General features: G+C 49.4%; 26 protein-coding genes and 2 tRNA genes. 20 read left to right on the top strand and 8 right to left on the bottom strand.

What is annotated here, in order from left to right; genetic code table 11:
- Nucleotides 1–49: 49 nt before the first annotated feature.
- Complete coding sequence (locus tag CRG49_RS01085; protein WP_095502304.1) at nt 50–649, top strand: RDD family protein; 600 nt, start codon at nt 50–52, stop codon at nt 647–649.
- A 138-nt stretch (nt 650–787) separates the two neighbouring features.
- On the opposite strand, the gene CRG49_RS01080 is transcribed toward CRG49_RS01085, so the two are convergent.
- From CRG49_RS01080 to CRG49_RS01070, 3 genes are all read right to left on the bottom strand, one after another.
- A tRNA-Ala gene (locus tag CRG49_RS01080) sits at nt 788–863 on the bottom strand.
- A 42-nt stretch (nt 864–905) separates the two neighbouring features.
- Nucleotides 906–982: transfer RNA gene (locus CRG49_RS01075), tRNA-Met, on the bottom strand.
- Between the two features lie 162 nt (nt 983–1,144).
- Nucleotides 1,145–2,296: a class I SAM-dependent methyltransferase gene (locus tag CRG49_RS01070; protein WP_095502305.1), complete on the bottom strand. Its 1,152-nt coding sequence runs from the start codon at nt 2,294–2,296 to the stop codon at nt 1,145–1,147.
- 349 nt (nt 2,297–2,645) lie between these two features.
- Here CRG49_RS01070 and mraZ point away from each other — a divergent pair, with 349 nt between their 5' ends.
- The 18 genes from mraZ to ftsZ all read left to right on the top strand — a co-directional run bounded on the left by mraZ (nt 2,646) and on the right by ftsZ (nt 21,613).
- Nucleotides 2,646–3,101: a division/cell wall cluster transcriptional repressor MraZ gene (gene mraZ / locus CRG49_RS01065; protein WP_095502306.1), complete on the top strand. Its 456-nt coding sequence runs from the start codon at nt 2,646–2,648 to the stop codon at nt 3,099–3,101.
- Nucleotides 3,098–4,057, top strand: a complete 960-nt coding sequence (rsmH, locus tag CRG49_RS01060; RefSeq protein ID WP_095502307.1) for a 16S rRNA (cytosine(1402)-N(4))-methyltransferase RsmH — start codon at nt 3,098–3,100, stop codon at nt 4,055–4,057. Before mraZ ends, rsmH begins: the two co-directional genes overlap by 4 nt.
- Nucleotides 4,058–4,110: 53 nt before the next feature.
- On the top strand, nt 4,111–4,374 hold the full coding sequence (gene ftsL, locus CRG49_RS01055; protein WP_095502308.1) for a cell division protein FtsL: 264 nt from the start codon (nt 4,111–4,113) through the stop codon (nt 4,372–4,374).
- An 83-nt stretch (nt 4,375–4,457) separates the two neighbouring features.
- Nucleotides 4,458–6,209, top strand: coding sequence for a penicillin-binding protein 2 (locus CRG49_RS01050; RefSeq protein ID WP_095502309.1), 1,752 nt, complete (start codon nt 4,458–4,460; stop codon nt 6,207–6,209).
- Nucleotides 6,210–6,233: 24 nt separating this feature from the next.
- Nucleotides 6,234–7,709: a UDP-N-acetylmuramoyl-L-alanyl-D-glutamate--2,6-diaminopimelate ligase gene (locus tag CRG49_RS01045; protein ID WP_095502310.1), complete on the top strand. Its 1,476-nt coding sequence runs from the start codon at nt 6,234–6,236 to the stop codon at nt 7,707–7,709.
- A gap of 17 nt (nt 7,710–7,726) precedes the next feature.
- On the top strand, nt 7,727–8,095 hold the full coding sequence (locus CRG49_RS01040) for a hypothetical protein (protein WP_095502311.1): 369 nt from the start codon (nt 7,727–7,729) through the stop codon (nt 8,093–8,095).
- Nucleotides 8,096–8,144: 49 nt separating this feature from the next.
- Nucleotides 8,145–8,666, top strand: a complete 522-nt coding sequence (locus CRG49_RS01035) for a M23 family metallopeptidase (protein WP_095502312.1) — start codon at nt 8,145–8,147, stop codon at nt 8,664–8,666.
- Between the two features lie 118 nt (nt 8,667–8,784).
- On the top strand, nt 8,785–10,152 hold the full coding sequence (gene murF / locus CRG49_RS01030) for a UDP-N-acetylmuramoyl-tripeptide--D-alanyl-D-alanine ligase (protein WP_095502327.1): 1,368 nt from the start codon (nt 8,785–8,787) through the stop codon (nt 10,150–10,152).
- Between the two features lie 114 nt (nt 10,153–10,266).
- Nucleotides 10,267–11,349 (top strand): phospho-N-acetylmuramoyl-pentapeptide-transferase, encoded by a 1,083-nt coding sequence (mraY, locus tag CRG49_RS01025; RefSeq protein WP_095502313.1) that lies wholly within the window; start codon nt 10,267–10,269, stop codon nt 11,347–11,349.
- A 51-nt stretch (nt 11,350–11,400) separates the two neighbouring features.
- Complete coding sequence (locus tag CRG49_RS01020) at nt 11,401–11,883, top strand: group II truncated hemoglobin (protein ID WP_095502314.1); 483 nt, start codon at nt 11,401–11,403, stop codon at nt 11,881–11,883.
- A 35-nt stretch (nt 11,884–11,918) separates the two neighbouring features.
- On the top strand, nt 11,919–13,256 hold the full coding sequence (gene murD, locus CRG49_RS01015) for a UDP-N-acetylmuramoyl-L-alanine--D-glutamate ligase (RefSeq protein ID WP_095502315.1): 1,338 nt from the start codon (nt 11,919–11,921) through the stop codon (nt 13,254–13,256).
- 117 nt (nt 13,257–13,373) lie between these two features.
- Nucleotides 13,374–14,567 carry a putative lipid II flippase FtsW gene (gene ftsW, locus CRG49_RS01010; protein WP_095502328.1) on the top strand — a complete coding sequence of 398 codons (1,194 nt, stop codon included), beginning with the start codon at nt 13,374–13,376 and terminating at the stop codon, nt 14,565–14,567.
- A gap of 5 nt (nt 14,568–14,572) precedes the next feature.
- Nucleotides 14,573–15,640, top strand: a complete 1,068-nt coding sequence (gene murG / locus CRG49_RS01005; protein ID WP_095502316.1) for an undecaprenyldiphospho-muramoylpentapeptide beta-N-acetylglucosaminyltransferase — start codon at nt 14,573–14,575, stop codon at nt 15,638–15,640.
- Nucleotides 15,641–15,793: 153 nt separating this feature from the next.
- Entirely contained in the window at nt 15,794–17,200 is a 1,407-nt protein-coding gene (gene murC / locus CRG49_RS01000) for a UDP-N-acetylmuramate--L-alanine ligase (protein ID WP_195714675.1), read from the top strand.
- A gap of 59 nt (nt 17,201–17,259) precedes the next feature.
- Nucleotides 17,260–18,171 carry a D-alanine--D-alanine ligase gene (locus tag CRG49_RS00995; RefSeq protein WP_095502318.1) on the top strand — a complete coding sequence of 304 codons (912 nt, stop codon included), beginning with the start codon at nt 17,260–17,262 and terminating at the stop codon, nt 18,169–18,171.
- The gene (locus CRG49_RS00990) at nt 18,161–18,877 is read left to right on the top strand and encodes a cell division protein FtsQ/DivIB (protein ID WP_095502319.1); all 717 of its coding nucleotides are present in this window, start codon (nt 18,161–18,163) and stop codon (nt 18,875–18,877) included. The genes CRG49_RS00995 and CRG49_RS00990 overlap by 11 nt, the downstream gene beginning before the upstream one ends.
- Nucleotides 18,878–18,924: 47 nt before the next feature.
- Entirely contained in the window at nt 18,925–20,169 is a 1,245-nt protein-coding gene (ftsA, locus tag CRG49_RS00985; RefSeq protein ID WP_095502320.1) for a cell division protein FtsA, read from the top strand.
- Nucleotides 20,170–20,404: 235 nt separating this feature from the next.
- Nucleotides 20,405–21,613 carry a cell division protein FtsZ gene (gene ftsZ, locus CRG49_RS00980; protein ID WP_095502321.1) on the top strand — a complete coding sequence of 403 codons (1,209 nt, stop codon included), beginning with the start codon at nt 20,405–20,407 and terminating at the stop codon, nt 21,611–21,613.
- Nucleotides 21,614–21,751: 138 nt separating this feature from the next.
- Here the strand turns inward: ftsZ and murU are convergent, their stop codons facing one another.
- Complete coding sequence (murU, locus tag CRG49_RS00975; protein ID WP_095502322.1) at nt 21,752–22,450, bottom strand: N-acetylmuramate alpha-1-phosphate uridylyltransferase MurU; 699 nt, start codon at nt 22,448–22,450, stop codon at nt 21,752–21,754.
- A 218-nt stretch (nt 22,451–22,668) separates the two neighbouring features.
- Between murU and CRG49_RS00970 the strand changes: the two genes are divergently transcribed.
- On the top strand, nt 22,669–23,148 hold the full coding sequence (locus tag CRG49_RS00970; protein WP_095502323.1) for an META domain-containing protein: 480 nt from the start codon (nt 22,669–22,671) through the stop codon (nt 23,146–23,148).
- A 51-nt stretch (nt 23,149–23,199) separates the two neighbouring features.
- Here the strand turns inward: CRG49_RS00970 and hpaC are convergent, their stop codons facing one another.
- The 4 genes from hpaC to CRG49_RS00950 form a co-directional block, all read right to left on the bottom strand.
- Nucleotides 23,200–23,700: a 4-hydroxyphenylacetate 3-monooxygenase, reductase component gene (hpaC, locus tag CRG49_RS00965; RefSeq protein WP_095502324.1), complete on the bottom strand. Its 501-nt coding sequence runs from the start codon at nt 23,698–23,700 to the stop codon at nt 23,200–23,202.
- Nucleotides 23,701–23,714: 14 nt separating this feature from the next.
- On the bottom strand, nt 23,715–24,152 hold the full coding sequence (gene hpaR / locus CRG49_RS00960; RefSeq protein ID WP_095502325.1) for a homoprotocatechuate degradation operon regulator HpaR: 438 nt from the start codon (nt 24,150–24,152) through the stop codon (nt 23,715–23,717).
- A gap of 358 nt (nt 24,153–24,510) precedes the next feature.
- On the bottom strand, nt 24,511–25,020 hold the full coding sequence (locus CRG49_RS00955; RefSeq protein ID WP_095502329.1) for a protein disulfide oxidoreductase: 510 nt from the start codon (nt 25,018–25,020) through the stop codon (nt 24,511–24,513).
- Between the two features lie 71 nt (nt 25,021–25,091).
- Nucleotides 25,092–25,337 (bottom strand): GlsB/YeaQ/YmgE family stress response membrane protein, encoded by a 246-nt coding sequence (locus tag CRG49_RS00950; protein WP_095502326.1) that lies wholly within the window; start codon nt 25,335–25,337, stop codon nt 25,092–25,094.
- Nucleotides 25,338–25,356 lie beyond the last annotated feature (19 nt).

Genomic DNA, 25,356 nt, shown 5'->3' with positions numbered 1-25,356 from the left:
TTGCAAATGCGCAAATATGCGTGTTTGAATCTCATCAAAAGGTGAACGTATGAATGATATGAATTCGATGCCGTCTGAAATGATGGAGCCGCAAATTGAAGTGGATTTGGCGCCGCCGATGAAGCGAATAGGGGCGGTCATCATCAATAGTATGTTGAATATTGCTGCTTATATTCCGTTGATTATTTCGGTGTTGACCGGAGAGAGTGGCTATTTGCAACGCGCCAGCGCGTCAAAAGAATTCACTTTGCCTGAAATCAACATGACTTGGGTGATGATTGGCATTGCTGTGTTGGTGATTTATGGTGTGGCGCAGATTTATTTTATGAGTAAAGACGGTCAATCATTGGGCAAAAAAATGCTGGGTATTCGGGTGTTGAAAACCGATGGTACCAATCCCGGCTTTTTCGGTACGGTGTTTATGCGCGAAGTAGCTTATTACTTCTTATTGGGCTTGGCCGCAGGAATTATTGCCTATGTCGCGCAATCGATTACCGATAATCCCGATATGTTTGATTTGTTGAGTAACTTTATCCAGCTTGCTGCTTATGTGGCGTGTGTGGTGATGTTGTTTAAAGTGAAAAGCGACCGCCGCACCTTACAGGATTATTTGGCGAATACGGTTGTGGTGGAATTGCCGAAGCGTTAAGTAATGAGGCCGTCTGAATGTTTCAGACGGCCTTTTATGCTGCGAAGGGAAGGTAATATGTTGGGTGCGGCTATTGGTGATTCATAATTTGATAGCCAATAAAAAAGCTCTTGCATAAAGCAAGAGCTTTTTTAAATCTGGTGGAGGTAAGCGGGATCGAACCGCTGACCTCTTGCATGCCATGCAAGCGCTCTACCAACTGAGCTATACCCCCTTGGGAAAACGAGTTGAAATCAGATTTCAACTCGTTTAAATATGGTGGCGAATCAGGGATTCGAACCCCGGACACAAGGATTATGATTCCTCTGCTCTAACCGACTGAGCTAATTCGCCGTTTCGTGAAGTCGCTATTATATGTTTTTTTGAATCATTGGCAAGGGTTAATTGCTAAAAATTTTCTTGTTGATTGATTTTAAATGGTAAAAAAATCTGTCAAATATCTAAAATCAGCTTAGTGGGCCGTCTGAAAAATGTTCAGACGGCCTACAAACTTGCTCATAACTTATGGCTGATGTCGCCAAATTGAAAGCCTTGCCAATCGACATCAATGTGCTTGCCAAAGGCAATGACTTTGAACAGCTCGCCCATTTCGTGTTGGTTGAGCAATTTCTGTACTGCTGCCGCTTCGCGTAAATAGGCCGCAGAATCGACATCACCGGTTGCGGCCAGTAAGTCGGTAATGCCCAGATTGAGCAGAAAATTCGCTTGCGTGGTGTAGCCGATAAAGTCCAGCCCGGCAACGGTGGCGGCTTGGGCGATGTCGGTAAAATTGACGTGCGCGGTCAGGTCGGTCAGGCCGATGTGGAAAAACGGGTCGTGAATGGTGTGGTGGCGGTAATGGCCGATGAACGTGCCGTCGTTGCGCTGCGGGTGGTAATACTGTTGCGCATCAAAGCCGTAATCAATCCAAATCATTGCGCCGCGTGCTAATTTTTGCGAAAGCGTGGCGATAAACGCATATTGCGCGGGATGTAGTTCGCTAGTATAGCCTTCGATAAGGGGGAGGTAGGATTGTGCGGCTTGCATTAATGTTGGGGATAGCAAAGGTTTGGCGGTTTGTATGAATTGCTGGTTTTCTATGCTGACACCAACTTGATGAAATTCGCCTGCTTGGTAGTGTACGCGCTCAATTGGCATGGCATCGAGCACTTCATTGCCTAAAATGATGCCGTCGAAGGTGTCGGGTAAAGCAGAAAGGTGGATGACTTTTTTGCTTAATTCTGGGCTTAGCTGCTGGTCTAGCCAAGTGCGTTGTCGTTGTGCTAATTCAGCTGATAACTCAATGATATAGTAGATTTTTAGGCCGTCTGAAAGATGGTTTAGCAAATCTGCGGCCAATCGGCCTGTACCTGCGCCGAATTCGTAAATATTGCCGGCGGTTTGCGGTAAAAGGGTGTTGAGTTGGCGCGCCAATGTGCGAGCGAATAAAGGGGAAAGTGTCGGGGCGGTGATGAAATCGCCGGAAGCACCGATTTTATGGCTGCCGCCGGTGTAGTAGCCAAATTCGGGGTGATAAAGTGCGAGTTCCATGAAGCAAGAGAATGGCAGCCAGTTGTCGTGGGCAATAATTTCTTGGCGGATGTGTTGGCAAAGTTGCTGGCTTGATTGGCGGGCTTCGTCAGATGGCTGGGGAATATGTGGCTTCATGACTGTTAGATAATGTAAAAATTCAGAATTTGCCGCAACATTATAGCGTGAATGAATAAGTCTCGAAACAGCGGCTTTAAATACAATATTTTGTGTTTGTTTTATATTTTAAACACAAGATATTGTATTTTTTTATGGCTTATGCGTATGCGGAACGGATTGGTGTAATGCTGCTTTATATTTATATCATTGTATTTTAATAAGTTTTTTTGTAATGCGACTCTATTTTGGGGCTGGGGTTGATTTGACCGAAGTATGAAAATTTCTTATAGTGTAGGCTGGTGGGGTAAAGTGGGCGAAAGTGTCAGATGTCCCCAGATTTTGATTAACCAAGCTAGAGGGTAGAAACGTGTTTGGCGGTTCTCATGAATTGAGCATAGACAGCAAAGGGCGGTTGGCCATTCCGGCTAAATTCCGTGACCTTTTGTCGCGCCAATACACTCCTTCGCTGGTGGTGACGCTGGATTCGCGCCAAAAGCTGCTGCTTTATCCTGAAGCTGAGTGGGCGCGTGTTTCGGCGCAACTGCTGGGCATGAAGGTGGCAGGTAATCCCGTTTTGCAGCGTTATCAGAATTTACTGTTGCACAATGCGGAGACGCTGGAATGGGACGGTTCTGGCCGTATTCTGATTTCTGCCAATTTGCGCAAGCGTGTCGATTTCGACAAAGAAGTTACCTTAGTAGGCCGCGCCAACCGTTTGGAGCTGTGGGGTCGCCAACATTGGGAAGAAGAGATGAATCAGGCTTTGGATATCGATCCTGATGAGTTGGCCTTCCAATTGAGTCAAACGGATTTGCAACTGTGAGTAAAGCTGAAGATTATCAACATATTACCGTGCTGCTGCATGAGGCAGTGGATGGTTTGAATATCCGTGAAGACGGCGTTTACGTTGACGGCACATTCGGTAGGGGAGGGCATTCTCGCCTGATTTTATCGAAGCTGGGTGAGGCAGGGCACTTGGTGGTGTTTGATAAAGACCCACAAGCAATTGCAGTAGCCAATCAATTGGCCGAGCAGGATAAACGGGTTAGCGTGGTGCATGACGGCTTTGCGACTTTTCAGACGGCCTTGAATCAATTGGGCATCGAAAAGATTGACGGTGCTTTGTTTGACTTGGGTATTTCATCGCCGCAGATTGATGAGGGCGAACGCGGTTTCAGCTTTCGTTTCGATGCGCCTTTAGACATGCGTATGGATCCGACTCGCGGCATGTCGGCAGCGGAATGGCTGGCCGTGGCGAGTGAGCAAGAATTACATGAGGTGATAAAAAATTATGGTGAAGAGCGGTTTAGTCGCCAGATTGCGCGCGCCATTGTTGCAACGCGCGAAGAAGCGCCCATCGATACAACCCGCAAGCTGGCGCAGCTCGTGGCGCAAAACGTCCGTACTCGTGAGCGCGGACAAGACCCTGCAACGCGCACCTTCCAAGCAGTTCGCATCTTTATTAACCGTGAGCTCGAAGAAGTAGAGGCCGTATTGCCGCAAGTGGTAGGCCGTCTGAACGAAGGCGGTCGGTTGGCAGTGATTGCATTTCATTCCTTAGAAGACCGTATTGTGAAGCAGTTTATGAAAAAGCATTCACAACATGCGCCATTGCCGCGCTGGGCGGCGGTAAAAGAATCTGATTTGCCGCAGCCGCCTTTGGTGTTGGTGGGGAAAGCCATCAAACCCAGCGAGGCGGAAACCTCGGCCAATCCGCGTGCCAGAAGCGCAGTATTGCGGGTGGCGGAACGCACATCAGGCAGCTTTACTGCCCAATAATCTCTCTACGGTTTGTCAGGCCGTCTGAAAGTCAGGCGGTCGGTTGAAGTGAAATGAATAAATTAAACGCATTATTATTAGTGGCTGTTTTTGCGACCGGTGTGGCGGTGGTGACTGTGCAAAACCAGTCGCGCTTACACTTTATCGCCTTAGATAAGGCACAAAAGCAGCAAATCAAACTGGATCAAGATTACGCCCGCTTGAAGCTGGAACAGGCGCGTTTGGCCAATCATAAATTGATTAAAGTGGCTGCGGAAAAGCAGAACCTGCAGCCGCCGACGTCGCGTAATACCGTAATGGTTGAGCGTCGTAAATAATAAACTCCTGCATTTTAAGAATAAAACGAGAGAAAACGTCCATGCGGCCATGCCGCGCAGGTATTCACAACGAGAAGTTTACGATGTTAATTAAGAATGAATATAAGCCACAGATGATTCAAAAGCCGGTTAAAACCAAGAAACCCATCACCAGTGATGGGCGGATTTGTGTGGTTTTGGTGCTGATTGTCGCGGCATTTGTCGGTTTGTTGGGCCGCGGTTTTTATTTGCAGACCACGCAGCATGAATTTCTAAAGAATCAGGGAGATCAACGGTTTGTGCGCACCCTGACCTTGCCTGCATCGCGCGGTATGATTACCGATCGCAACGGTGCAACCTTGGCGTTGAGTGCGCCGACTGAATCTTTGTATGCGATGCCTTCAAGTATTGATGAAATGCCCAATGCCAGCCAAATGGCGCAATTGTCGGCTATTTTGGATATGCCGGTTGAAACCATTCATGAGCGCTTAAACCGCAAAGATCGCGATTTTGTTTATTTGAAACGCCAATTAAGCCAACAAACGGCAGACACCATCACTGCTTTGGGCATCAAAGGTTTGGGTTTCCAAAAAGAATTGAAACGCCATTATCCGATGGGTAATTTGTTTGCGCATGTCATCGGCTTTACCAATATTGATGGCAAAGGCCAAGAAGGTTTGGAATTGTCGCGCGAAGACAGCTTGCGCGGTGAGGCCGGTGCCAAAGTCGTATTGCGCGATAACAAGGGCAATATCGTTGACAGCTTGGATTCGCCACGCAACAGCGAGCCAAAAAATGGTCAGGATATGGTGTTGTCGCTGGATCAGCGTATTCAAACCTTGGCTTACGAGGAATTGAATAAAGCCGTGGATTACCATCAGGCTAAGGCAGGTACTGTGGTGGTGTTGGATGCGCAAACCGGCGAGATTTTGGCGTTGGTGAATAGCCCGGCTTACGACCCAAATACTCCAGGTAAAGCCAGCAGTGAGCAGCGCCGTAACCGAGCGGTAACCGACATGATTGAGCCGGGTTCGGCCATGAAGCCGTTTACCATTGCCAAAGCTTTGGATGCGGGCAAAACCACACCTCATGAAGTATTCGATACCATGCCGTATCGCATCGGTAATGCGACTGTGCGCGATACTCATGTTTATCCGAAATTAGATGTGCGCGGCATCATGCAGAAATCGTCTAACGTCGGCACCAGTAAGCTGTCGAAGATGTTCAAGCCGAAAGAAATGTATGATTTCTATCACGAATTGGGTGTAGGCGTGCGCATGCATTCGGGCTTCCCGGGTGAGACTGCCGGTTTGTTGCGTAGCTGGCGAAAATGGCAGCCGATTGAGCAGGCGACCATGTCTTTCGGTTATGGTTTGCAATTGAGCTTGTTGCAGTTGGCGCGCGCGTACACCACGTTGACCCACGATGGCATTTTGTTGCCGGTAAGCTTTGAAAAACAAGCTGTCGCGCCTAAAGGCAAGCGCGTTATCAAGGCTGAGACCGCGAGACAAGTACGTGAAATGATGGTATCGGTAACAGAAGAAGGCGGTACCGGTATGGCCGGTGCGGTGGATGGTTTCGATGTTGGTGCCAAAACCGGTACGGCGCGTAAATTGGTTGGCGGTCGCTATGTTGACAACAAGCACGTTGCCACCTTTATCGGCTTTGCCCCTGCCAAAAATCCGCGCGTGATTGTGGCAGTCACGGTGGACGAACCAACCAAAAACGGCTACTACGGCGGCGTGGTGGCAGGTCCGGTATTTAAAGAAGTGATGGGTGGCAGCTTGAATATTTTGGGTGTCTCACCAACCAAACCACTGAGCGCACTGAAGCCGAAAGAAAAAGCATCCTCTTAATTTTTAAGCAATAAAGAGAATATTATGTTCAGCGAGTTAATTCCATTGGCTGAAACCGACTTACCTGCTCTGCTGTGTGAAAACGCAGCAGGGCGTTTGTTGCATTCAGACAGCCGCCAAATCAAGGCCGGTGATATTTTCGTTGCCTGCCAAGGCGAATACACCGATGGCCGCAGCTATATTCCGGCGGCGATTGCCAATGGCGCGGTATTTGTGTTTTGGGACGATGACGGCCGCTTTACTTGGAATCCAGAATGGAATGTGCCCAATCAAGGCATTAGAGATTTGAAACACCGTGCGGGTATTTTAGCGGCCGAAGTGTACGGCAATGTTTCAGACGGCCTCAAAGTATGGGGCGTAACCGGTACCAACGGCAAAACCTCCATCACCCAATGGCTGGCGCAAGCTGCTGATTTATTGGGTGAACCATGCGCCATTATCGGCACAGTCGGCAATGGCTTTTGGGGTAAGCTGGAAGAAACCAGCCACACCACCCCTGATCCGGTCACCGTGCAAACCTTGCTGCATAAATTCAAACAACAAGGTGCTACTGTGGCAGCGATGGAAGTGTCGAGCCACGGTTTAGATCAATTCCGTGTCAACGGCGTACCGTTTCAGACGGCCATTTTTACCAACCTCACACGCGACCATCTCGATTATCACGGCACCATGGAAGCGTACGGCGACATCAAAGCCCGTCTGTTTTACTGGCAGGGTTTGAAACACGCCGTGATTAATGTCGATGATGAATACGGCGCGGCTTTAGTAGGCCGTCTGAAACAAGATAAGCCTGAATTGGCGGTGTATGGCTATGGTTTTCATGCTGATGCGGATATCCGTATTGTTGAGTTTCAAGCATCTTCAGACGGCATGACCGTGGTGTTTGATACGCCATGGGGCAAAGGCGAATGCAACAGCGGTTTGCTGGGCCGATTCAACGCGCAGAATTTGGCCTCATGTGTCGGCTTGCTGTGTGCCAATGGTTATCCGCTGGATAAAGTATTGCAGGTTTTGGCGCAAATCCGACCGGCTACCGGTCGCATGGATTGCATCATGAATAGTGGCAAGCCTTTGGTGGTGGTCGATTACGCGCACACGCCGGATGCGTTGGAAAAAGCCTTGGCCACCTTGCAGGAAATCAAATCGAACGATGCCGCGCTGTGGTGTGTGTTTGGCTGCGGTGGCAATCGCGACCGCGGTAAACGCCCGCTGATGGGCGCGGCGGCAGTGGCTGGAGCGGATAAAGTGGTCGTGACCAGCGACAATCCACGCATGGAGCATCCGCAAGACATCATCAACGATATTCTGCCTGCAGTGCGCCAGCCTGAAAAAGTCGAAGCCGACCGTAAAGCGGCAATTGAATATGCCGTTGCCCATGCGGCGGCAAACGACATCATTTTAATTGCCGGAAAAGGCCACGAAACCTACCAAGACATGCAGGGCGTGAAGCATCATTTTTCCGACTTTGAAATTGCCAAAGCCGCGTTGGACGAGCGTTAATCCGGAAAGGCGACACCATGAAATACACCATCGGCCTGTGCATGGCTGCCATATTGGCATTGACTGCCTGCGGCGAAAAAGCAGTGGAGAAGCCGGCTGCCCAAGCAGAAAATAGCAGCGGCGAAGTGTTTAAATTCAATAAAACCAGCCACAGCGTCAATCCACAATACACTTTATACGGCTTGCGCCATTTGGTGATGAACAACCGCACCTATGCCAAAAAATACGCCAAAAAACACCCTGACCAATGGGCGCTGGGCGAAGAACATTTCCGCCGTGCCGAAAATGCGTTCCAAACCGACCAAGTAGAAGCGGCCGATGAAGCCTTCCGTTCGGCCATGGAGCAATATCAGGTGATTTTGAAAGCAGAAAAAGTACAAGGTTGATTTCAGACGGCCTTGATGAAGCAGGCCGTCTGAACAAGAAAGAATATTCATGCCCCACACACTTCACCGTGCTTTTTTAATCGGTGCCGCCTTCGTTTTATTGTTTGGTTGCAGCAGCGGAAAACTGCCGCGCCCCAATGCCGAAATCGCCCATTTGCGCGCGCAAACGCCACCAACTGCCGGCAGCTTGATGAATCCGGTCAAAGGTCATCGCTTCAGCGATACATGGCAGGCTGCCCGCAGTCACGGCCGCCGACATGAAGGTGTGGACATTTTCGCCAAGAAAAATACTAAAATCCGCAGCACCACCAACGGCGTGGTGACCAAAATCGGCAACAACAAACTTGGCGGCAAAGTCATCGGTATTCAAGGCCCCGGCGCATGGCATTATTATGCCCACTTGAATAAATTTGCCAACATCAAACTCAACCAGCGCGTGAAAGCCGGACAAACCATCGGTTATGTTGGCGACACGGGCAATGCCAAAGGCACGCGGCCGCATTTGCATTACGGCGTTTATCTGCCAAGCGGTGCGGTGAATCCTTATCCCTTGATTAATCAGAATAAGTAGGTAAAATTATCCGCCCTAAAAAATGCGCCGCCTAATTATTGGCGTACACAGCCATCTTTTCAGACGGCCTCAGCTTTTGATAGGCCGTCTGAAAAAAAATAAACCAGCCAAAGAAACCATGAAACCTTTAGATTTACATTTCATCTGCCAAGCCCTCAACCTGTCTATGCCGTCTGAAAATCAGCCGGTGCAGCGCATTGTGACCGACAGCCGCGACATTCAAAGCGGCGATGTGTTTTTTGCGCTGGCAGGCGAACATTTCGACGCGCATGATTTTGTCGGCGATGTGTTGGAATGCGGTGCGGCGGCAGTAGTGGTATCGCGTGAAGATTGTGCGTGGCTGGAAGGTGCGTTGAAGGTAGAAGATACCTTGGCGGCCTTGCAAACTTTGGCCAAAGCGTGGCGGGATAATGTGGATCCGTTTGTGTTCGGCGTGACCGGCTCAAGCGGCAAAACCACGGTAAAAGGAATGCTGGCCGGTGTGTTGCGCCATCAGTTCGGCGATGAAGCCGTGTTGGCCACCGCCGGTAATTTCAACAACCACATCGGCTTGCCGCTGACCTTGTTGAAATTAAATGAGAAACACCGTTATGCCGTGATTGAAATGGGCATGAACCATTTCGGTGAATTGTCGCTGTTGACCCGCATCGCCCAGCCCGATGTGGCGCTGGTAAACAATGCCTTGCGCGCGCACGTCGGTTGCGGTTTTGACGGCGTGGGCGATATTGCCAAAGCCAAAAGCGAAATTTACGAAGGCTTGGCTTCAGACGGCCTCGCCTTGATTCCTTGTGAAGATGCCAATATCGACACTTTCAAAGCCGCCACAGGCCGTCTGAACGTGAAAACTTTCGGAGCGGAAAGTGGCGATGTGCACGCCGAAAATATCGTGTTGAAGCCTTTATCATGCGAATTTGATTTGGTGTGCGGCGGCGAACGTGCGGCGGTGGTGTTACCGGTGCCAGGTAAACACAATGTCAGCAATGCTTGTGCGGCAGCCGCTTTGGCGCACGCAGCGGGCTTGAACCTGCAACAGATTTCAGACGGCCTCAAACATTTCAGCAACATCAAAGGCCGCTTGCAAATCAAACAAGGCATTAAAGGCGCGACTCTGATTGATGATACCTATAATGCCAATCCCGACAGCATGAAAGCCGCGCTGGACGTATTGGCCGCCCTGCCTGCACCGCGCGTGTTTGTGATGGGCGATATGGGTGAGTTGGGCGAAGACGAAGCTGCCGCCATGCACGCCGAAGTCGGTGCATATGCGCGTGACAAAGGTATTGAGTTTGCCTATTTTGTCGGCGACGACAGCGTGGAAGCAGCGGAAACATTTGGTGCCGATGGCTTGTGGTTTGCGGCCAAAGACCCGCTGATTCAAGTGATGAGCCATGATTTGCCGCCAAACGCGCATGTGCTGGTGAAGGGTTCGCGCTTTATGAAAATGGAAGAAGTGGTCGAAGCATTGATCAATGCAGAGGCCGTCTGAAATTATTGAATGCCGTCTGAACCGATTGGTTTTTCAGACGGCCTGTCATCATCATTTAACCTAGCAGGGCAGCGGTGTTGCCTTGCTGACCAAAAAGTAAAAAAGGAAGTTTGAATGTTTTTATGGCTTGCCCATTTCAGCGATTGGTTTACTGCGCTGAACGTTTTCCAATACACCACATTCCGTGCGGTGATGGCGGCATTGACCGCGCTGGTGTTTTCACTGCTGCTCGGTCCGTGGACAATTCGCAAGCTGACGGCGTTGAAAGTCGGCCAAGCGGTGCGTACCGATGGTCCGCAAACCCACTTGGTGAAAAACGGCACGCCAACCATGGGCGGCTCGCTGATTTTGACCGCGATTGCCGTATCGACTTTGCTGTGGGGTAATTGGGGCAATCCGTATATCTGGATTTTGCTGGCGGTGTTGCTGTCAACCGGCGCGCTGGGTTTCTACGACGACTGGCGCAAAGTGGTTTATAAAGCCCCAGACGGCGTATCGGCCAAATTCAAAATGGTGTGGCAATCGACTGTGGCTTTGCTGGCCGGTATTTTCCTGTTTTACGCGGCCGAACTGCCTTCTAGCACCGAATTTATCGTGCCGTTTTTCAAGCAAATTGCTTATCCTTTGGGCGGCATCGGCTTTGTAGTGCTGACTTATCTGGTGATTGTCGGCACATCCAATGCGGTGAACCTGACCGACGGTTTGGACGGTTTGGCTGCGTTCCCTGTGGTGTTGGTAGCCGGCGGTTTGGCCATTTTTGCCTATGCCAGCGGCCACACCGAATTTGCCCGCTATCTGCAATTGCCTTATGTGGCCGGCGCCAATGAAGTGGTGATATTCTGCGCGGCGATGTGTGGGGCGTGTTTGGGCTTTTTGTGGTTTAACGCGTATCCGGCGCAAGTCTTTATGGGCGACGTGGGTGCATTGGCCTTGGGCGCGGCTTTGGGTACGGTGGCCGTGATTGTGCGTCAGGAAATCGTGTTGTTCATCATGGGCGGTTTGTTTGTGGTGGAAGCGATTTCGGTGATGTTGCAGGTCGGCTGGTATAAGCGCACCAAAAAACGCATTTTCCTGATGGCGCCGATTCATCACCATTACGAACAAAAAGGCTGGAAAGAAACGCAAGTGGTGGTGCGCTTTTGGATTATCACCATTGTGTTGGTGCTGATTGGTTTGAGCACCTTGAAAATTCGCTAATGAAAACAGGCCGTCTGAATGCTTTATCGTTCAGACGGCTTTGGAGCAGCTATGTATCACGCATTAGGCGGTGAGCAAGGTGTGCGTGCCTTGACTGACCGTTTTTACGACTTAATGGAACTCGAGCCAAAATATCAAGCCTTGCGCGAAATGCATGGCGACGATATGGCCTTGATTCGCGACAAGCTCTACGAATTTTTCAGCGGTTGGCTCGGTGGGCCGCCTTTGTTTGAACAAAAATACGGCCATCCACAACTTCGTGCGCGCCATATGCCGTTTGCCGTAAAAAGCCAAGTGCGCGACGAATGGGTGGCCTGTTTTGCCCAAGCCTTGAGTGAATTAGAAGTCGACAAAAAGCTGGCCGAACCTTTGCTGCTGCAAATCTATGCCATGGCCGATTGGATGCGCAATCAACATGAAGACGGTGTTGCGCCGCCGATGCCACCCGGCGCCAGCAGCCCGGAAGACAGACTGGCCGCGTTGCAGGAAATGCTGCCGCGTTATGATGTAAACGGATTTTTTCAGACGGCCTGAATATCCACAATAAAACCTATTGAATCGAACACAAAATGAATTGGCAAAATAAAAAAGTATTGGTCGCAGGTTTGGGCGGCTCGGGCATTTCGATGATTGCATTTCTGCGTCAAGCCGGTGCCGAAGTGGCGGCTTACGATGCGGCACTTAAGCCTGAGCGCGTGGCGCAAATCGGTAAAATGTTTGACGGCTTGAAGTTTTATACAGGCCGTCTGAAAGATGCGTTGGCAGAAGGTTTCGATACGCTGGCCATCAGTCCGGGCATCAGCGAGCGTCAGCCGGATATTGCCGAATTTAAAGCCAATGGCGGCCGCGTGTTGGGCGACATTGAAATATTGGCCGGTGTGTTGAACGAGCGCGGCGATAAAGTGATTGCCATCACAGGCAGCAACGGCAAAACCACCGTCACCAGTTTGGTCGGCTATTTGTGTATCAAATGCGGCTTGGATACCGTGATTGCGGGTAATATCGGTACGCCGGTGTTGGAAGCCGAATTGCAGCGTGAAGGCAAAAAAGCCGATGTGTGGGTGTTGGAATTGTCCAGCTTCCAATTGGAAAACACCGAAAACCTGCGCCCGAGCGCGGCGACGGTATTGAATATTTCCGAAGACCATCTCGACCGCTACGATGATTTGCTTGATTACGCCCATGCCAAAGACAAAATTTTCCGTGGCGAAGGCGTGCAGGTATTGAATGCGGACGATGTATTCTGCCGCGCCATGAAACGGGCCGAGTGCGAAGTAAAATGGTTTTCGATTGAACATACGGCCGATTATTGGCTGGAACGCGAAACAGGCCGTCTGAAACACGGTAGCGATAATTTGCTGGCCACAGCCGATATTCCGCTGCAAGGTCTGCACAATGCGGCCAATGTGCTGGCGGCAGTAGCCTTGTGTGAAGCCATTGGTTTGCCGCGCGAAGCTTTGTTGGAACACGTCAAAACCTTCCAAGGCCTGCCGCACCGCGTGGAAAAAATCGGTGAGAAAAACGGCGTGATTTTTATCGACGACAGCAAAGGCACCAATGTCGGTGCCACCGCTGCCGCAATTGCCGGTTTGCAAAATCCGCTGTGGGTAATTTTGGGCGGTGTGGGTAAAGGCCAAGATTTCTCGCCGCTGAAAAACGTGTTGGCAGGCAAGGCTAAAGGCGTGTTGCTGATTGGCGAAGACGCGCCGCTGATTCGCCGTGATTTAGCCGATTGCGGCGTGGCGATGACCGATTGCGCTACTCTGCAAGAAGCGGTTCAGACGGCCTATGCCCAAGCTGAAGCGGGCGATGTGGTGTTGTTGAGTCCGTCTTGCGCCAGCTTTGATATGTTTACTGGTTATGCGCATCGGGCGGAAGTGTTTATCGAGGCATTTCGGGCTTTGTAGGCCGTCTGAACGCGCCACTGAAATAACCATTTAATTCATAAGAATAATCTCTGTTCAGACGGCCTGAATATGTCAGGCCGTCTGAACACTTTACTCAAGCTGCAATGCTTTTTTAACATGAATGTCCTAACTAAACTTTCTAATTATATATCCCGTCATGTATCCCGATTCTTAGACAGGCCTATTGTACGCAGCGGTCAAAAAATCGATGTTTCGTTGTTGTGGATGATTATTCTGCTGACGGCATTCAGTCTGCTGATGATTTATTCGGCTTCGATTGCGTATGCGGCCGCTGAAGGCGGTAATCAGTATTCTTTTTTGTATAAGCAGGCAATTTTTATCATTTTGGGTGTGGTTGTGTGCGGCATTATTTCTCTTTTCAAAATGACGTCTTGGAAAAAGTTTATGCCGTGGTATTTCGCCTTGTGCGGGATATTGTTGGTTGTGGTATTGGGCGTGGGGCGTGAGATTAACGGTGCGACGCGCTGGATTCACATCGGTCCGATTAACCTGCAGCCGACCGAAATGTTTAAATTGGCTGTGATTCTGTATTTAGCCAGTTTGTTTACACGCAAAGCGGAAGTGTTGCAGAGTGTGAAAAAAATCATCAAACCGGGCTCGCTGTTGGTGGTCGGCCTGATTTTGATTATGGCACAACCCGATTTCGGCTCGTTTGCGGTGATTATCGGCATCATTATGGGAATGCTGTATTTGGCCGGTTTCCCGCCGAAATATTTTGCCATGATGTCGATGATGGTGTTGATCGGTATGGGCGGCTTGATTGTGGCTGCGCCTTACCGTATGGCACGATTTGCTGGCTTTCTTGATCCATGGGCAGATCCATTGGGCAAGGGCTATCAGTTGACCCATTCCTTGATGGCGATTGCACGCGGCGAATGGTTGGGCGTGGGTTTAGGGGCGAGTTTGGAAAAACGCTTTTACCTGCCTGAAGCGCATACCGACTTTATTTTCGCCGTGATTGGCGAAGAATTCGGCTTTTTGGGCATGTGTGTGCTGGTGTTTTGTTATGGCTGGCTGGTGGTGCGAGCTTTTTCCATCGGCAAGCAGGCGCGGGATTTGGATTTGATTTTCAGCGCCTATGTAGCCAACGGTATCGGCATTTGGATTTGGATTCAGAGTTTCTTTAATATCGGTGTAAACATCGGTATTCTACCAACCAAGGGCTTACCCTTGCCGTTGATGTCGTACGGTGGTTCGGCTGTGGTGATTATGTTAATCTGCATGACATTGTTGTTGCGGATTGATTATGAAAACCGCCAAAAAATGCGCGGTTATCAGATAGAAGGATAGAATAAATGGGCGGTAAGACATTTATGTTGATGGCCGGCGGTACCGGCGGCCATATTTTTCCGGCATTGGCTGTGGCCGACTCCTTGCGTGCGCGCGGCCATCATGTGATTTGGCTGGGTAGCGAAGGCGCAATGGAAACACGTATCGTGCCGCAATACAATATTTTATTGGAAACCTTGGCGATTAAAGGTGTGCGCGGCAATGGTTTGAAACGCAAGCTGATGCTGCCGTTTACGCTGTTTAAAACCGTTCGCGCGGCACAGCGCATCATCAAAGAACACCGCGTGGCCTGCGTGATTGGTTTTGGTGGTTTTGTGACTTTTCCGGGCGGTGTGGCAGCCAAATTGTGCGGCGTGCCGATTGTGATTCACGAGCAAAATGCCGTGGCCGGTTTGTCCAACCGCCAATTGTCACGCTGGGCGAAACGCGTGCTGTATGCCTTCCCGAAAGCGTTTGAACACGAAAACGGTTTGGTCGGCAATCCCGTGCGCGCAGATATTGCCAATTTGCCGACACCGGCAGAACGCTTTGCCGGTAGAGCAGGCCGTCTGAAAATATTGGTGATGGGCGGCAGCTTGGGTGCAGATATTCTGAACCAAACCTTGCCGAAAGCGTTGGCTTTATTGCCTGAGAATGAGCGCCCGCAAATGTATCATCAATCCGGTCGCAACAAATTGGGCAGCCTACAGGCCGACTATGATGCCTTGGGCGTGGAAGCTGAGTGCGTGGAATTTATTACCGACATGGTATCGGCGTATCGCGATGCTGATTTGGTGATTTGCCGCGCCGGTGCGCTGACGATTGCTGAATTGACTGCTGCCGGTGTCGGCGCGTTGTTGGTGCCGTATCCGCATGCGGTGGATGACCACCAAACTGCCAATGCCCGTTTTATGGTGCGCGCGCAAGCCGGTTTGCTGTTGCCACAGCCGCAGTTGACGCCGGAAAAATTGGCCGAAGTGTTGAGCGGTTTAACGCGCGAACAATGTTTGCAATGGGCAGAACAAGCACGCACATTGGCCTTGCCGCACAGCGCGGATGATGTGGCACAAGCCGCGATTGATATAGTGGGTTGAGTCTTTTAAATAGGCCGTTTGAAAAGAGTAGGGCAGTTTTCAGACGGCCTGACATGCTATGTTAATTATCCTTTACAATAAAACAATGGCGCATAACGCAGCAGCCCTTTAGAATAACGCTTTTACGTAAAAATTGACTTCGGGACAGAAATCATGATGAAAAATCGAGTAACCAATATTCACTTTGTCGGCATCGGCGGCGTCGGCATGTGCGGCATTGCTGAAGTGTTGCACAATTTGGGTTTTAAGGTTTCCGGTTCCGACCAGTCGAAAAACGCCACCACCGAGCACTTATCGGCCTTGGGTATTCAAGTGTACCCCGGACATACCGCCGAACACGTGAATGGCGCCGATGTGGTGGTGACCTCTACCGCCGTAAAATCCGATAATCCTGAAGTGGTGGCGGCCAATGAGCAGCATATTCCTGTGATTCCGCGCGCACTGATGCTGGCGGAACTGATGCGTTTCCGTGACGGCATCGCTATTGCCGGTACCCACGGTAAAACTACTACTACCAGCCTGACCGCTTCGATTTTGGCGGCCGCCGGGTTGGATCCCACTTTTGTGATTGGTGGCAAACTTACTGCCGCCGGTTCGAATGCCCGTTTGGGTCAGGGCGAATACATCGTGGCCGAAGCCGATGAATCGGATGCGTCTTTTCTGCATTTGACGCCGATTATGTCGGTGGTGACCAACATCGATGAAGATCACATGGATACATACGGCCACAGCGTGGAAAAGCTGCATCAGGCCTTCATCGATTTTATTCACCGCATGCCGTTTTACGGTAAAGCATTTTTGTGTATCGACAGCGAATACGTGCGTGCGATTGTGCCAAAAGTGAGCAAACCGTTTGCCACTTATGGCTTGGACGATACTGCGGATATTTACGCCACCAATATTGAAAACGTCGGTGCGCAAATGAAATTTACCGTGCATGTCAACATGAAAGGCCACGAGCAAGCGCCGTTTGAAGTGGTGTTGAATATGCCGGGTCGCCATAATGTATTGAACGCTTTGGCCGCCATCGGTGTGGCCTTAGAAGTGGGCGCTTCGGTTGAAGCCATCCAACAAGGCTTGCTCGGCTTTGCCGGTGTTGGCCGCCGTTTCCAAAAATATGGTGAAGTGGCCTTGCCAAAAGGCGGTAAAGCGCTGTTGGTTGACGATTACGGCCACCATCCGGTGGAAATGGCCGCCACTGTGGCCGCCGCGCGTGGTGCGTATCCGGATAAGCGTTTGGTGTTGGCATTCCAACCACACCGCTACACGCGTACCCGCGATTTGTTTGAAGACTTTACCAAGGTATTGAATACCGTTGATTCGCTGGTGTTGACCGAAGTGTATGCCGCCGGTGAAGAACCGATTGCCGCCGCCGATTCGCGTGCCTTGGCGCGCGCCATTCGCGTATTGGGTAAACTAGAGCCGATTTACTGCGAAAACGTAGCCGAATTACCGGAAATGTTGCTGAATGTGTTGCAAGATGGCGATGTGGTGTTGACCATGGGTGCTGGCAGCATCAATAAAGTACCGCAAGCCATGTTGGATGCGAGCAAACAATAATAATGGGAAAGGCCGTCTGAATAAGTTTGGCCGTCTGAAAGATTAGAAAGACAAGCAGTATGCAGAATTTTGGCAAAGTGGCCGTGTTGATGGGCGGTTTCTCAACCGAACGCGACGTTTCCTTAGATAGCGGCGCCGCGATTTTGGCGGCTCTGAAAAGCAAAGGTGTTGATGCGCATGCGTTCGACCCGAAAGAAACCCCGTTAGGCGAATTGAAAACCCAAGGTTTTCAGACGGCCTTCAATATCTTACACGGCACTTACGGCGAAGATGGCGTGATTCAAGGCGCGTTGGAATTGATGAACATGCCTTACACCGGCAGCGGTGTGGCCGCTTCGGCCATCGGTATGGATAAATACCGTTGCAAACTGATTTGGCAGGCTTTGGGCTTGCCTGTGCCGGAATTTGCTGTTTTGCGTGACGACAGCGATTTCGATGCGGTTGAAAAAACCTTAGGTTTGCCGATGTTTGTCAAACCGGCGGCAGAAGGCAGCAGCGTCGGCGTGGTAAAAGTGAAAGAAGCAGGCCGTCTGAAAGCGGTTTACGAAGAATTAAAGCATTTGCAGGGTGAGATTATTGCCGAACGTTTCATTGGCGGCGGTGAATATTCTTGTCCGGTATTGGGCAACCGCGGTTTGCCGAGCATCCACATTATTCCGCAAACCGAGTTCTACGACTGGGAAGCCAAATACCAGCGCGACGATACCGTTTACCAATGTCCATCTGATTTGAGCGAGAGCGATGAAGCCTTGATGCGCGAGTTGGCGGTACGCGGTGCGCAGGCGATTGGCGCGGAAGGTTGTGTGCGCGTTGACTTTCTGAAAGATACAGATGGTAAGCTGTATCTGTTGGAAATCAATACCTTGCCGGGTATGACCAGTCACAGTTTAGTACCGAAATCCGCCGCACAAACCGGCTTGGATTTTGCCGATTTATGTCTTGAAATTTTGAAAACTGCTCATGTGGGATGATGCCGGCGCCTTGAGGCGGTTAACAAGATGGTTGAGTGTGTTGGTGGTGCTGTTGCTCATCGGCACAGGTGTGGCATGGGTGTATCATTCAGACCACTTTCCCATCAAACAGGTTGCTATTGAAGGCAAGCTGACCCATATTGATGGCAAAGAGCTGCAAACCATTGCGCAAAAACATTTGGTCGGCAATATTTTTCGCGCCGACATGAATGCCGCGCAAGAAGCTTTTCAACAATTGCCTTGGGTGGATTCGGCTTTGGTGCGCCGACGCTTGCCGGATACCGTTGAAATTCATCTGACCGAGCGCATAGCCATCGCAAAATGGAAAAAATCGGGTTTGGTCGATACCAAAGGCAATGTGTTCCAAGCCACGCTGGAGCAGGATTTGCCGGTTTTCGAAGGCCAGCCCGGTACCGGTAAAGATATGGTGAAACACTACAACGAATTTACCGGCATTCTCGGTGCGCGTGATTTGAAAGTGAAAGAGCTGATTTACACGCCGCGTTCGGCTTGGTCGGTGGTGTTGGACAACGGCATTACCGTGCGCTTAGGGCGCGAGCATGAAATCAAACGCTTGCAGTTTTTCGCCGAAATTTGGCCAAGCCTGCTGCAAAAACATCGCGACCGTTTATCGTATGTCGATATGCGTTATAAAGACGGTTTTTCGGTGCGATACAAACAACCTTTGGATGGGCCGTCTGAATAATCAGGCTCAGTAAAAAAATACAACATTAGCGAAATGAATGGGAATTTATGGAACAAGGCAAATACATCAGTGCATTAGACATCGGCACGTCAAAAGTGATTGCACTCATCGGGGAAGTGCAAGAAGACAATGAAATCCATATTGTCGGTTTGGGTCAGGCGCCATCACGCGGCTTGAAAGCCGGGATGGTGACCAATATCGATGCGACTGCACAAGCCATCAAACAAGCAGTAAATGAAGCCGAATTAATGGCCGATACCAAAATTTCCCGTGTCACCACGGGTATTGCCGGTAACCACATCCGCAGCCTGAATTCGCAAGGCGTGGTGAAAATCAAAGACGGCGAGGTGACGCAGGCCGATATCGACCGCGCCATCGAAACCGCCAAAGCCATCAACATCCCGCCTGACCACAATATTTTGCATACCGTGGTGCAGGAATACATCATCGATAACCAGCCGGGCGTAAAGGAGCCAATCGGCATGAGCGGCGTGCGCTTGGATACGCGGGTGCACATCATTACCGGCGCCAATACCGCTTTGCAAAACATCCAAAAATGCATTCAGCGTTGCGATTTGCAGATGGATCAAATCATGCTGCAACCTTTGGCCAGCGGCCAAGCCGTGTTGACTGAAGATGAAAAAGATTTGGGCGTGTGTGTGATCGATATCGGTGGTGGCACGACTGACATTGCGGTTTATACCAACGGCGCCATTCGCCATACCGCCGTCATTCCGGTAGCAGGCGACTTGATCACCAAAGATTTGGCGCAAGCTTTACGTACGCCGCACAGCGCCGCCGAATACATCAAAATCCATTACGGCGTGGCCATTCCAACCATGGAAGGCTTGGACGAAATGGTTGAAGTGCCAAGCGTGGGCGACCGTTTGCCGCGCCAAATTTCACGCCGTGTATTGGCTAGTGTGATTGGCCCGCGTGTGGAAGAAATTTTGGAATTGACCTTAAACGAGTTGCGCCGCTCAGGCTTCCCTGAAGAAGTGTTGACTTCCGGTATCGTGTTGACCGGTGGTGCATCTATGTTGACCGGTATTGTCGAGTTAACAGAAGAAATCTTCAATCTGCCGGCGCGTATCGGTGTACCGCAAGAAATGGGAGGCGTATCAGAGCGTATCCGTAATCCGCGCTATGCGACTGCCATCGGCTTATTACAAGTAGCACGCGGCGAAGAAGACGGTAGCCCGGTAACCGGCGCGGTACATGTTGGCGGTGATAGCGGTGAAAAACTCAGCTTGTGGGCGCGCTTCCAAAAATTCTTAAAAGATAATTTTTAATCCGTTAAAGTTGCTAATTTGTTATGGTAGATGTTCAGACGGCCTATTCGGTTGGTATCATTGTTTAGGCTGTCTGAAAGCAGACTGTATGTTTTTTGTTTAAAAAGCGCTGAGGAAAACGAACAGATATGGTTCATGGCAGAAGTATTTTGCAAGTGATCGGATACTTCTTATATAATATACAGTGAGAATTTATTTTTAACCGTCCTCACAGCAGGGCGCGGAGGAGTATTGAATGGAATTTGTTTACGACGTAGCGGAATCAGCCGCAAGCCCTGCAGTCATTAAAGTGATTGGTTTGGGTGGCGGTGGCTGCAATGCCATCAACAACATGATTGAAAACACCATTCAAGGTGTGGAATTCATCAGTGCCAATACAGATGCCCAATCATTGGGTAAAAACAATGCGGCCAAACGTATTCAATTGGGCACAAATCTGACCCGTGGTTTGGGTGCGGGTGCCAATCCTGAAATTGGACGTGCGGCTGCTCAAGAAGAGCGTGAAGCCATCGAAGATGCCATTCGTGGCGCCAATATGTTGTTCATTACCACCGGTATGGGTGGTGGTACCGGTACCGGTGCGGCACCTGTAGTGGCAGAAATCGCCAAAGAAATGGGTATTCTGACCGTTGCCGTGGTAACCCGTCCGAGCAATTTTGAAGGTAATAAACGCGGACATATCGCTCAAAACGGTTTGGAGCAATTGAAGAGCCAAGTGGATTCTCTGATCGTGATCCCGAATGACAAATTATTCACCGTCTTGGGTGAAGATGCCACCATGCGTGAAGCATTCCGTGCGGCAGACGATGTATTGCGTAACGCCGTTGCCGGTATTTCTGAAGTGGTGACCAACCCTGGTTTCATCAACGTTGACTTTGCCGACGTGAAAAACGTGATGGGCATTAAAGGTATGGCCATGATGGGCTCGGGCTTTGCTCAAGGTATTGATCGTGCACGTTTGGCGACCGAACAAGCGATTTCCAGCCCATTGCTGGATGGCGTAACCTTGGATGGCGCACGCGGTGTATTGGTGAATGTGACCACTGCACCAGGTTGCCTGAAAATGTCTGAATACGGCGAAATTATGAAAGTGGTGAACAGCAATGCTCACCCTGATGCCGAATGTAAGTTTGGTACCGCTGAAGATGAAAACATGAGCGAAGATGCGATTCGAGTGACCATTATTGCCACCGGTTTGCAAGAACACGGCCATCAACAAGTCGCACCAGTACGCACTTCTTCACGCGTACAGCAAAGCTTGGGTGGTCGCGAAGAGTATGCACCACAACAAGCACAGCAATCGCACAACATCGATGGTTTGGTACGTTCAGGCCGTGGCACACGCGGTATGAACCTGACTGCTGCTGACTTCGGTAATCAATCGGTTTTGGATGATTTTGAAATTCCGGCTATTTTGCGTCGTCAAAATTCTTCTGATAATTGATTAGATGAACCTTTAAAAAGCCTGCTGAAATAGCAGGCTTTTTTGTTTGAGATAATTGAAATGAAAGGCCGTCTGAATGTTATGTTTCAGATGGCCTTCGTATGTTGTCGTTTGCTGAACCATCAGATAAAACGGGATTTACGCCCAGTTTTCAGCCAGGTGGTTGGCTTCTTCTAATCGTTCGATGGTGCCGACATCCAGCCAAAGCCCATTATGCTTTTGGCCGCTGATTTGTTGTTGATCCATTGCTGCTCGTAAAAGTGGCGCTAATTTGGCGGCTTGATGGGCAGGGGTGTGCTGAAATAAGTCAGGGTGATAAACACCCATGCCGCTAAATGTTAATCCTTGGCCGTTATGTGGATCGGAGGCAATCAGGCCGTCTGAAAGCAGGCCAAAGTCGCCTTTTAGGTTGTGTGCCGGATTGTTAACCAGCCATAAATGCGCTAGTTGCTGTTTTTGCGTTAAGGTGTGCGCCACAGAAGCAGCTGCTTGAAAATCAATGTCGGTTAAAACGTCGCCATTGATGACCAAAAAGGGATCATTGCCCAATAAAGGCAAAGCGGTGGCGATGCCACCGGCAGTTTCCAGGCCGCCGGATAGCTCGGGTGAATAGGCAATATTGACGCCGTATTGTGCACCGTTGCCCAAAGTTTGTTCGATTTGTTCGCCCAGCCATGCGTAGTTGATGACAATTTCTGTGATTCCGGCTTGTTTCAGGCGGCGTAAATGCCAGCCGATCAGTGGCTCTTTACCAACTTTTAACAGCGGTTTGGGGCAGGTATCGGTCAGGGGGCGCATGCGCTCGCCACGGCCGGCAGCCAGAATCATTGCTTTCATGTGTGTGTCCAAAAAAATTATGAAATATTTGAAATTGTATAGCCGATAGCATACTTCGACAAGTTGGGGTATGAATGATTCATGCAGTTTATCGAGTTTAACTTCCGATAAGCATAAATTTCAGATGACCTTTTTATCATCTATTATAGTATCGGCATAAAAAAAGAAATAATGATTATGGGGTCTGCGTGATTTTAAACCATTCAGAAAGAATAAAGATGAAGAAAACTGCACTCCTCTTACCTTTGTTGTTGTCAGCCTGTTTCCCAGTGGTAATTCCGGTAGCGAATCCTTTGGATAAAGCACCGAATATTTATGGTGCTTGGCGCTTAAGCGATGTCGGCGGCTATTCACCGAATGATCCTAATGCGATTTTTACCATTAACAATAGTGATGATGGCTTTAGCGCGGTGTCGGAATGTATGAAGGTATCCGGCCGCTACAATGTGGGTGGTAACCATGCGCTGACGTTTAATCAAATTCAAGCGGATAATCAATGCACTGAAAATGTGGCCGAACGCTATTTGCCAAGTGAATTGCAAAATGTGCGTAGCTACCGCTTCAATTCGCGTCATTTGGAATTGTTGAATGAACAAGGCCGCGTAGTGTTGGTGGGTAAGCGTTTGCGTACTGAAAAAGCCACAGGTCAAGCGGATTCGGGTGAGACGCCTTATTTATTGGATGCACGCCGCAATTAAGTATGGATAAGAAAAGGCCGTCTGAAACTTTGTTGTTCAGACGGCCTTTTGCTATGCCAATGATTTAAATTGTCTGCGGAAATACAATAAAGCAGGCGAGATGGTGTCGGCCACTTTGATTTCATTGAGACGGACATAAAAAATATAGTGCGTGCCGATTTCATGCTGCTCGATAACTTGGCCATGCAGATGAGCCAACGCGCCTTCTACTTCGAGTTGACCGGTTTGGCCGCGATGCCAAATATGGTATTCAAAGCGCTCTTCCGGTGAGAGATTGGTCATGCCGGCAAAATGCTCGGCAATGTCTTGCTGGCTGTCTGAAAGCGTGTTGATACATAAATCACGGTTTTGCAGCAAAATCGGGATAATCGCCGCTTCACGGTTGATGCACAGCATAATGGTAGGCGGCTCGTCGGTTACAGATGTTACGGCGGTCATGGTAATGCCGTAACGCCCAGCAGCACCGTCTGTCGTAATGACATGTACACCTGCTGCTGCAGAAGCCATGGCATCACGAAACGGTTGCTTAAGTGTGTGTGTGGAATCAGTCATTCTGTGATAACTTTTTATTTTAAAGCCTGCTCGATTTCAGAGAGCTCGGCCAGCAATTTTTGTAGTGCGTCTAATTTTTCTTTGGTGTAAATGGCCTCAATGGCATCGTAGCGGTCGTCCACTTGCGCACCAATGGTCTGATAAAGCTTTTCGCCTTCTTGGGTCAGCTTCAGATACACGCGGCGCTGGTCGTTGGAAGGTTTCAGGCGTACGGCTAAGCCGGCTTTTTCCAAACGGGTCAGAATGCCGGTCAGGCTAGGACGCAAGATGCAGGCTTTGTTGGCTAAATCTTGGAAATCTAAGGTGCCGTTTTCGGCCAGTAGGCGGATAATACGCCACTGTTGGTCGGTCACGTTGGCTTGGTTCAAAATTGGGCGAAATTGCGTCATCAAGGCTTCTCGCGCTTGAATCAGGGCAATATTAATCGATGCGTGTTTAGATTGGTTAGGCATGAGAAGTTCTCCGTTGTAACTATGGTTCAAATCATGGAAGCGTGGCAGGGTAATAAGGGCTTACGCCTAAGGTTATGGGATGCCGTTGTACAAATTCAGATTGAAACAAATGGCATGCTGCTTGAGCTTTGATTGAATACGGTATTAATTTGTTTTGATGATAATAATGATAAGATTTTTGAGCTATCCTCTAAGCCTATATTAGTATATTTTAGAAATAATCTCAATAGAATCATTAAGTATTAATGTTAAGATAGTTTGTTTATTTTAAAAATAACGATGATTTACACAATAATACCGTTTAATTTTGACAAGCCGATTTTATGTTTAAAATAATCGGATTTCTTAGATACAAATATCAATACATTAGATTACTGATCAGCATACGCAGGCGCAAGCCCCAATAGCTGCTGATGCCGGTAGTGGCGTGGAGCATTTGGCCTTTTTTCACGAAAACAATGGTGGGTGTGACATTGATGTCCCATTGTTGGGCAATCAGGCCGTCTGAATCGTTGACGGTTGGGAAAGATAATTGATTTTGGTTGAGGTATTGTTGTAATGCTGTATCGTCACCTGATTTCAAGGCAATGCTAATCACAGGAATATGGTTTTGGTGAAGTTTCTCAACCGTCGGAGAGGTATATTTGCAGATCCCGCACCATGTTCCCCAGAAATACACAATTGCGACACGGTCTTGGCTAAGTTGATTTAGTGAAGTGTGGTTTTGATTAAGGGTAATTAGATTCTGTTCAGCAAAAGCAATAGGCTGGTTGGGTTTGCGCCACCAGTCAATAGCAATAGAAATCAGCGCAAAAATCAGCGCGGCTTGTAGAAAAGATTTGAGATAAGAGAGTAGTGTGCGTGACATAGTAAGAAGTTTCATCGCAAGAAAAACAGGCCATGCGCGGCCTGCTTTTGTTTTTGGCATCTAGTGAATCATTATTTTTTCACAATGCGCGTGTACACAGCCAAAATGATGATTGCGAAGATGGTGGAAGCAATCCAGCCTGCGCCTTCGCCGACTTGGTACCAACCTAACGCTTCACCAACCACGCCGGCCAATGCCGCGCCGGCAATACCCAAAAGCGTGGTCATGATGAAACCTAATTTATCGTTACCCGGATGTAAAAATTTAGCCAATACGCCAACGATAAAACCTACTAAAATTGTGCCTAACCAGCCCATAATATTCCTTTCATCATTA

This window comes from Neisseria sp. N95_16 (assembly GCF_002551535.2).
GTDB classification, from domain to species: domain Bacteria; phylum Pseudomonadota; class Gammaproteobacteria; order Burkholderiales; family Neisseriaceae; genus Neisseria; species Neisseria brasiliensis.
Note: the sequence above shows the minus strand (reverse complement) of the source record. Positions and strands in the feature narration are given on the sequence as shown.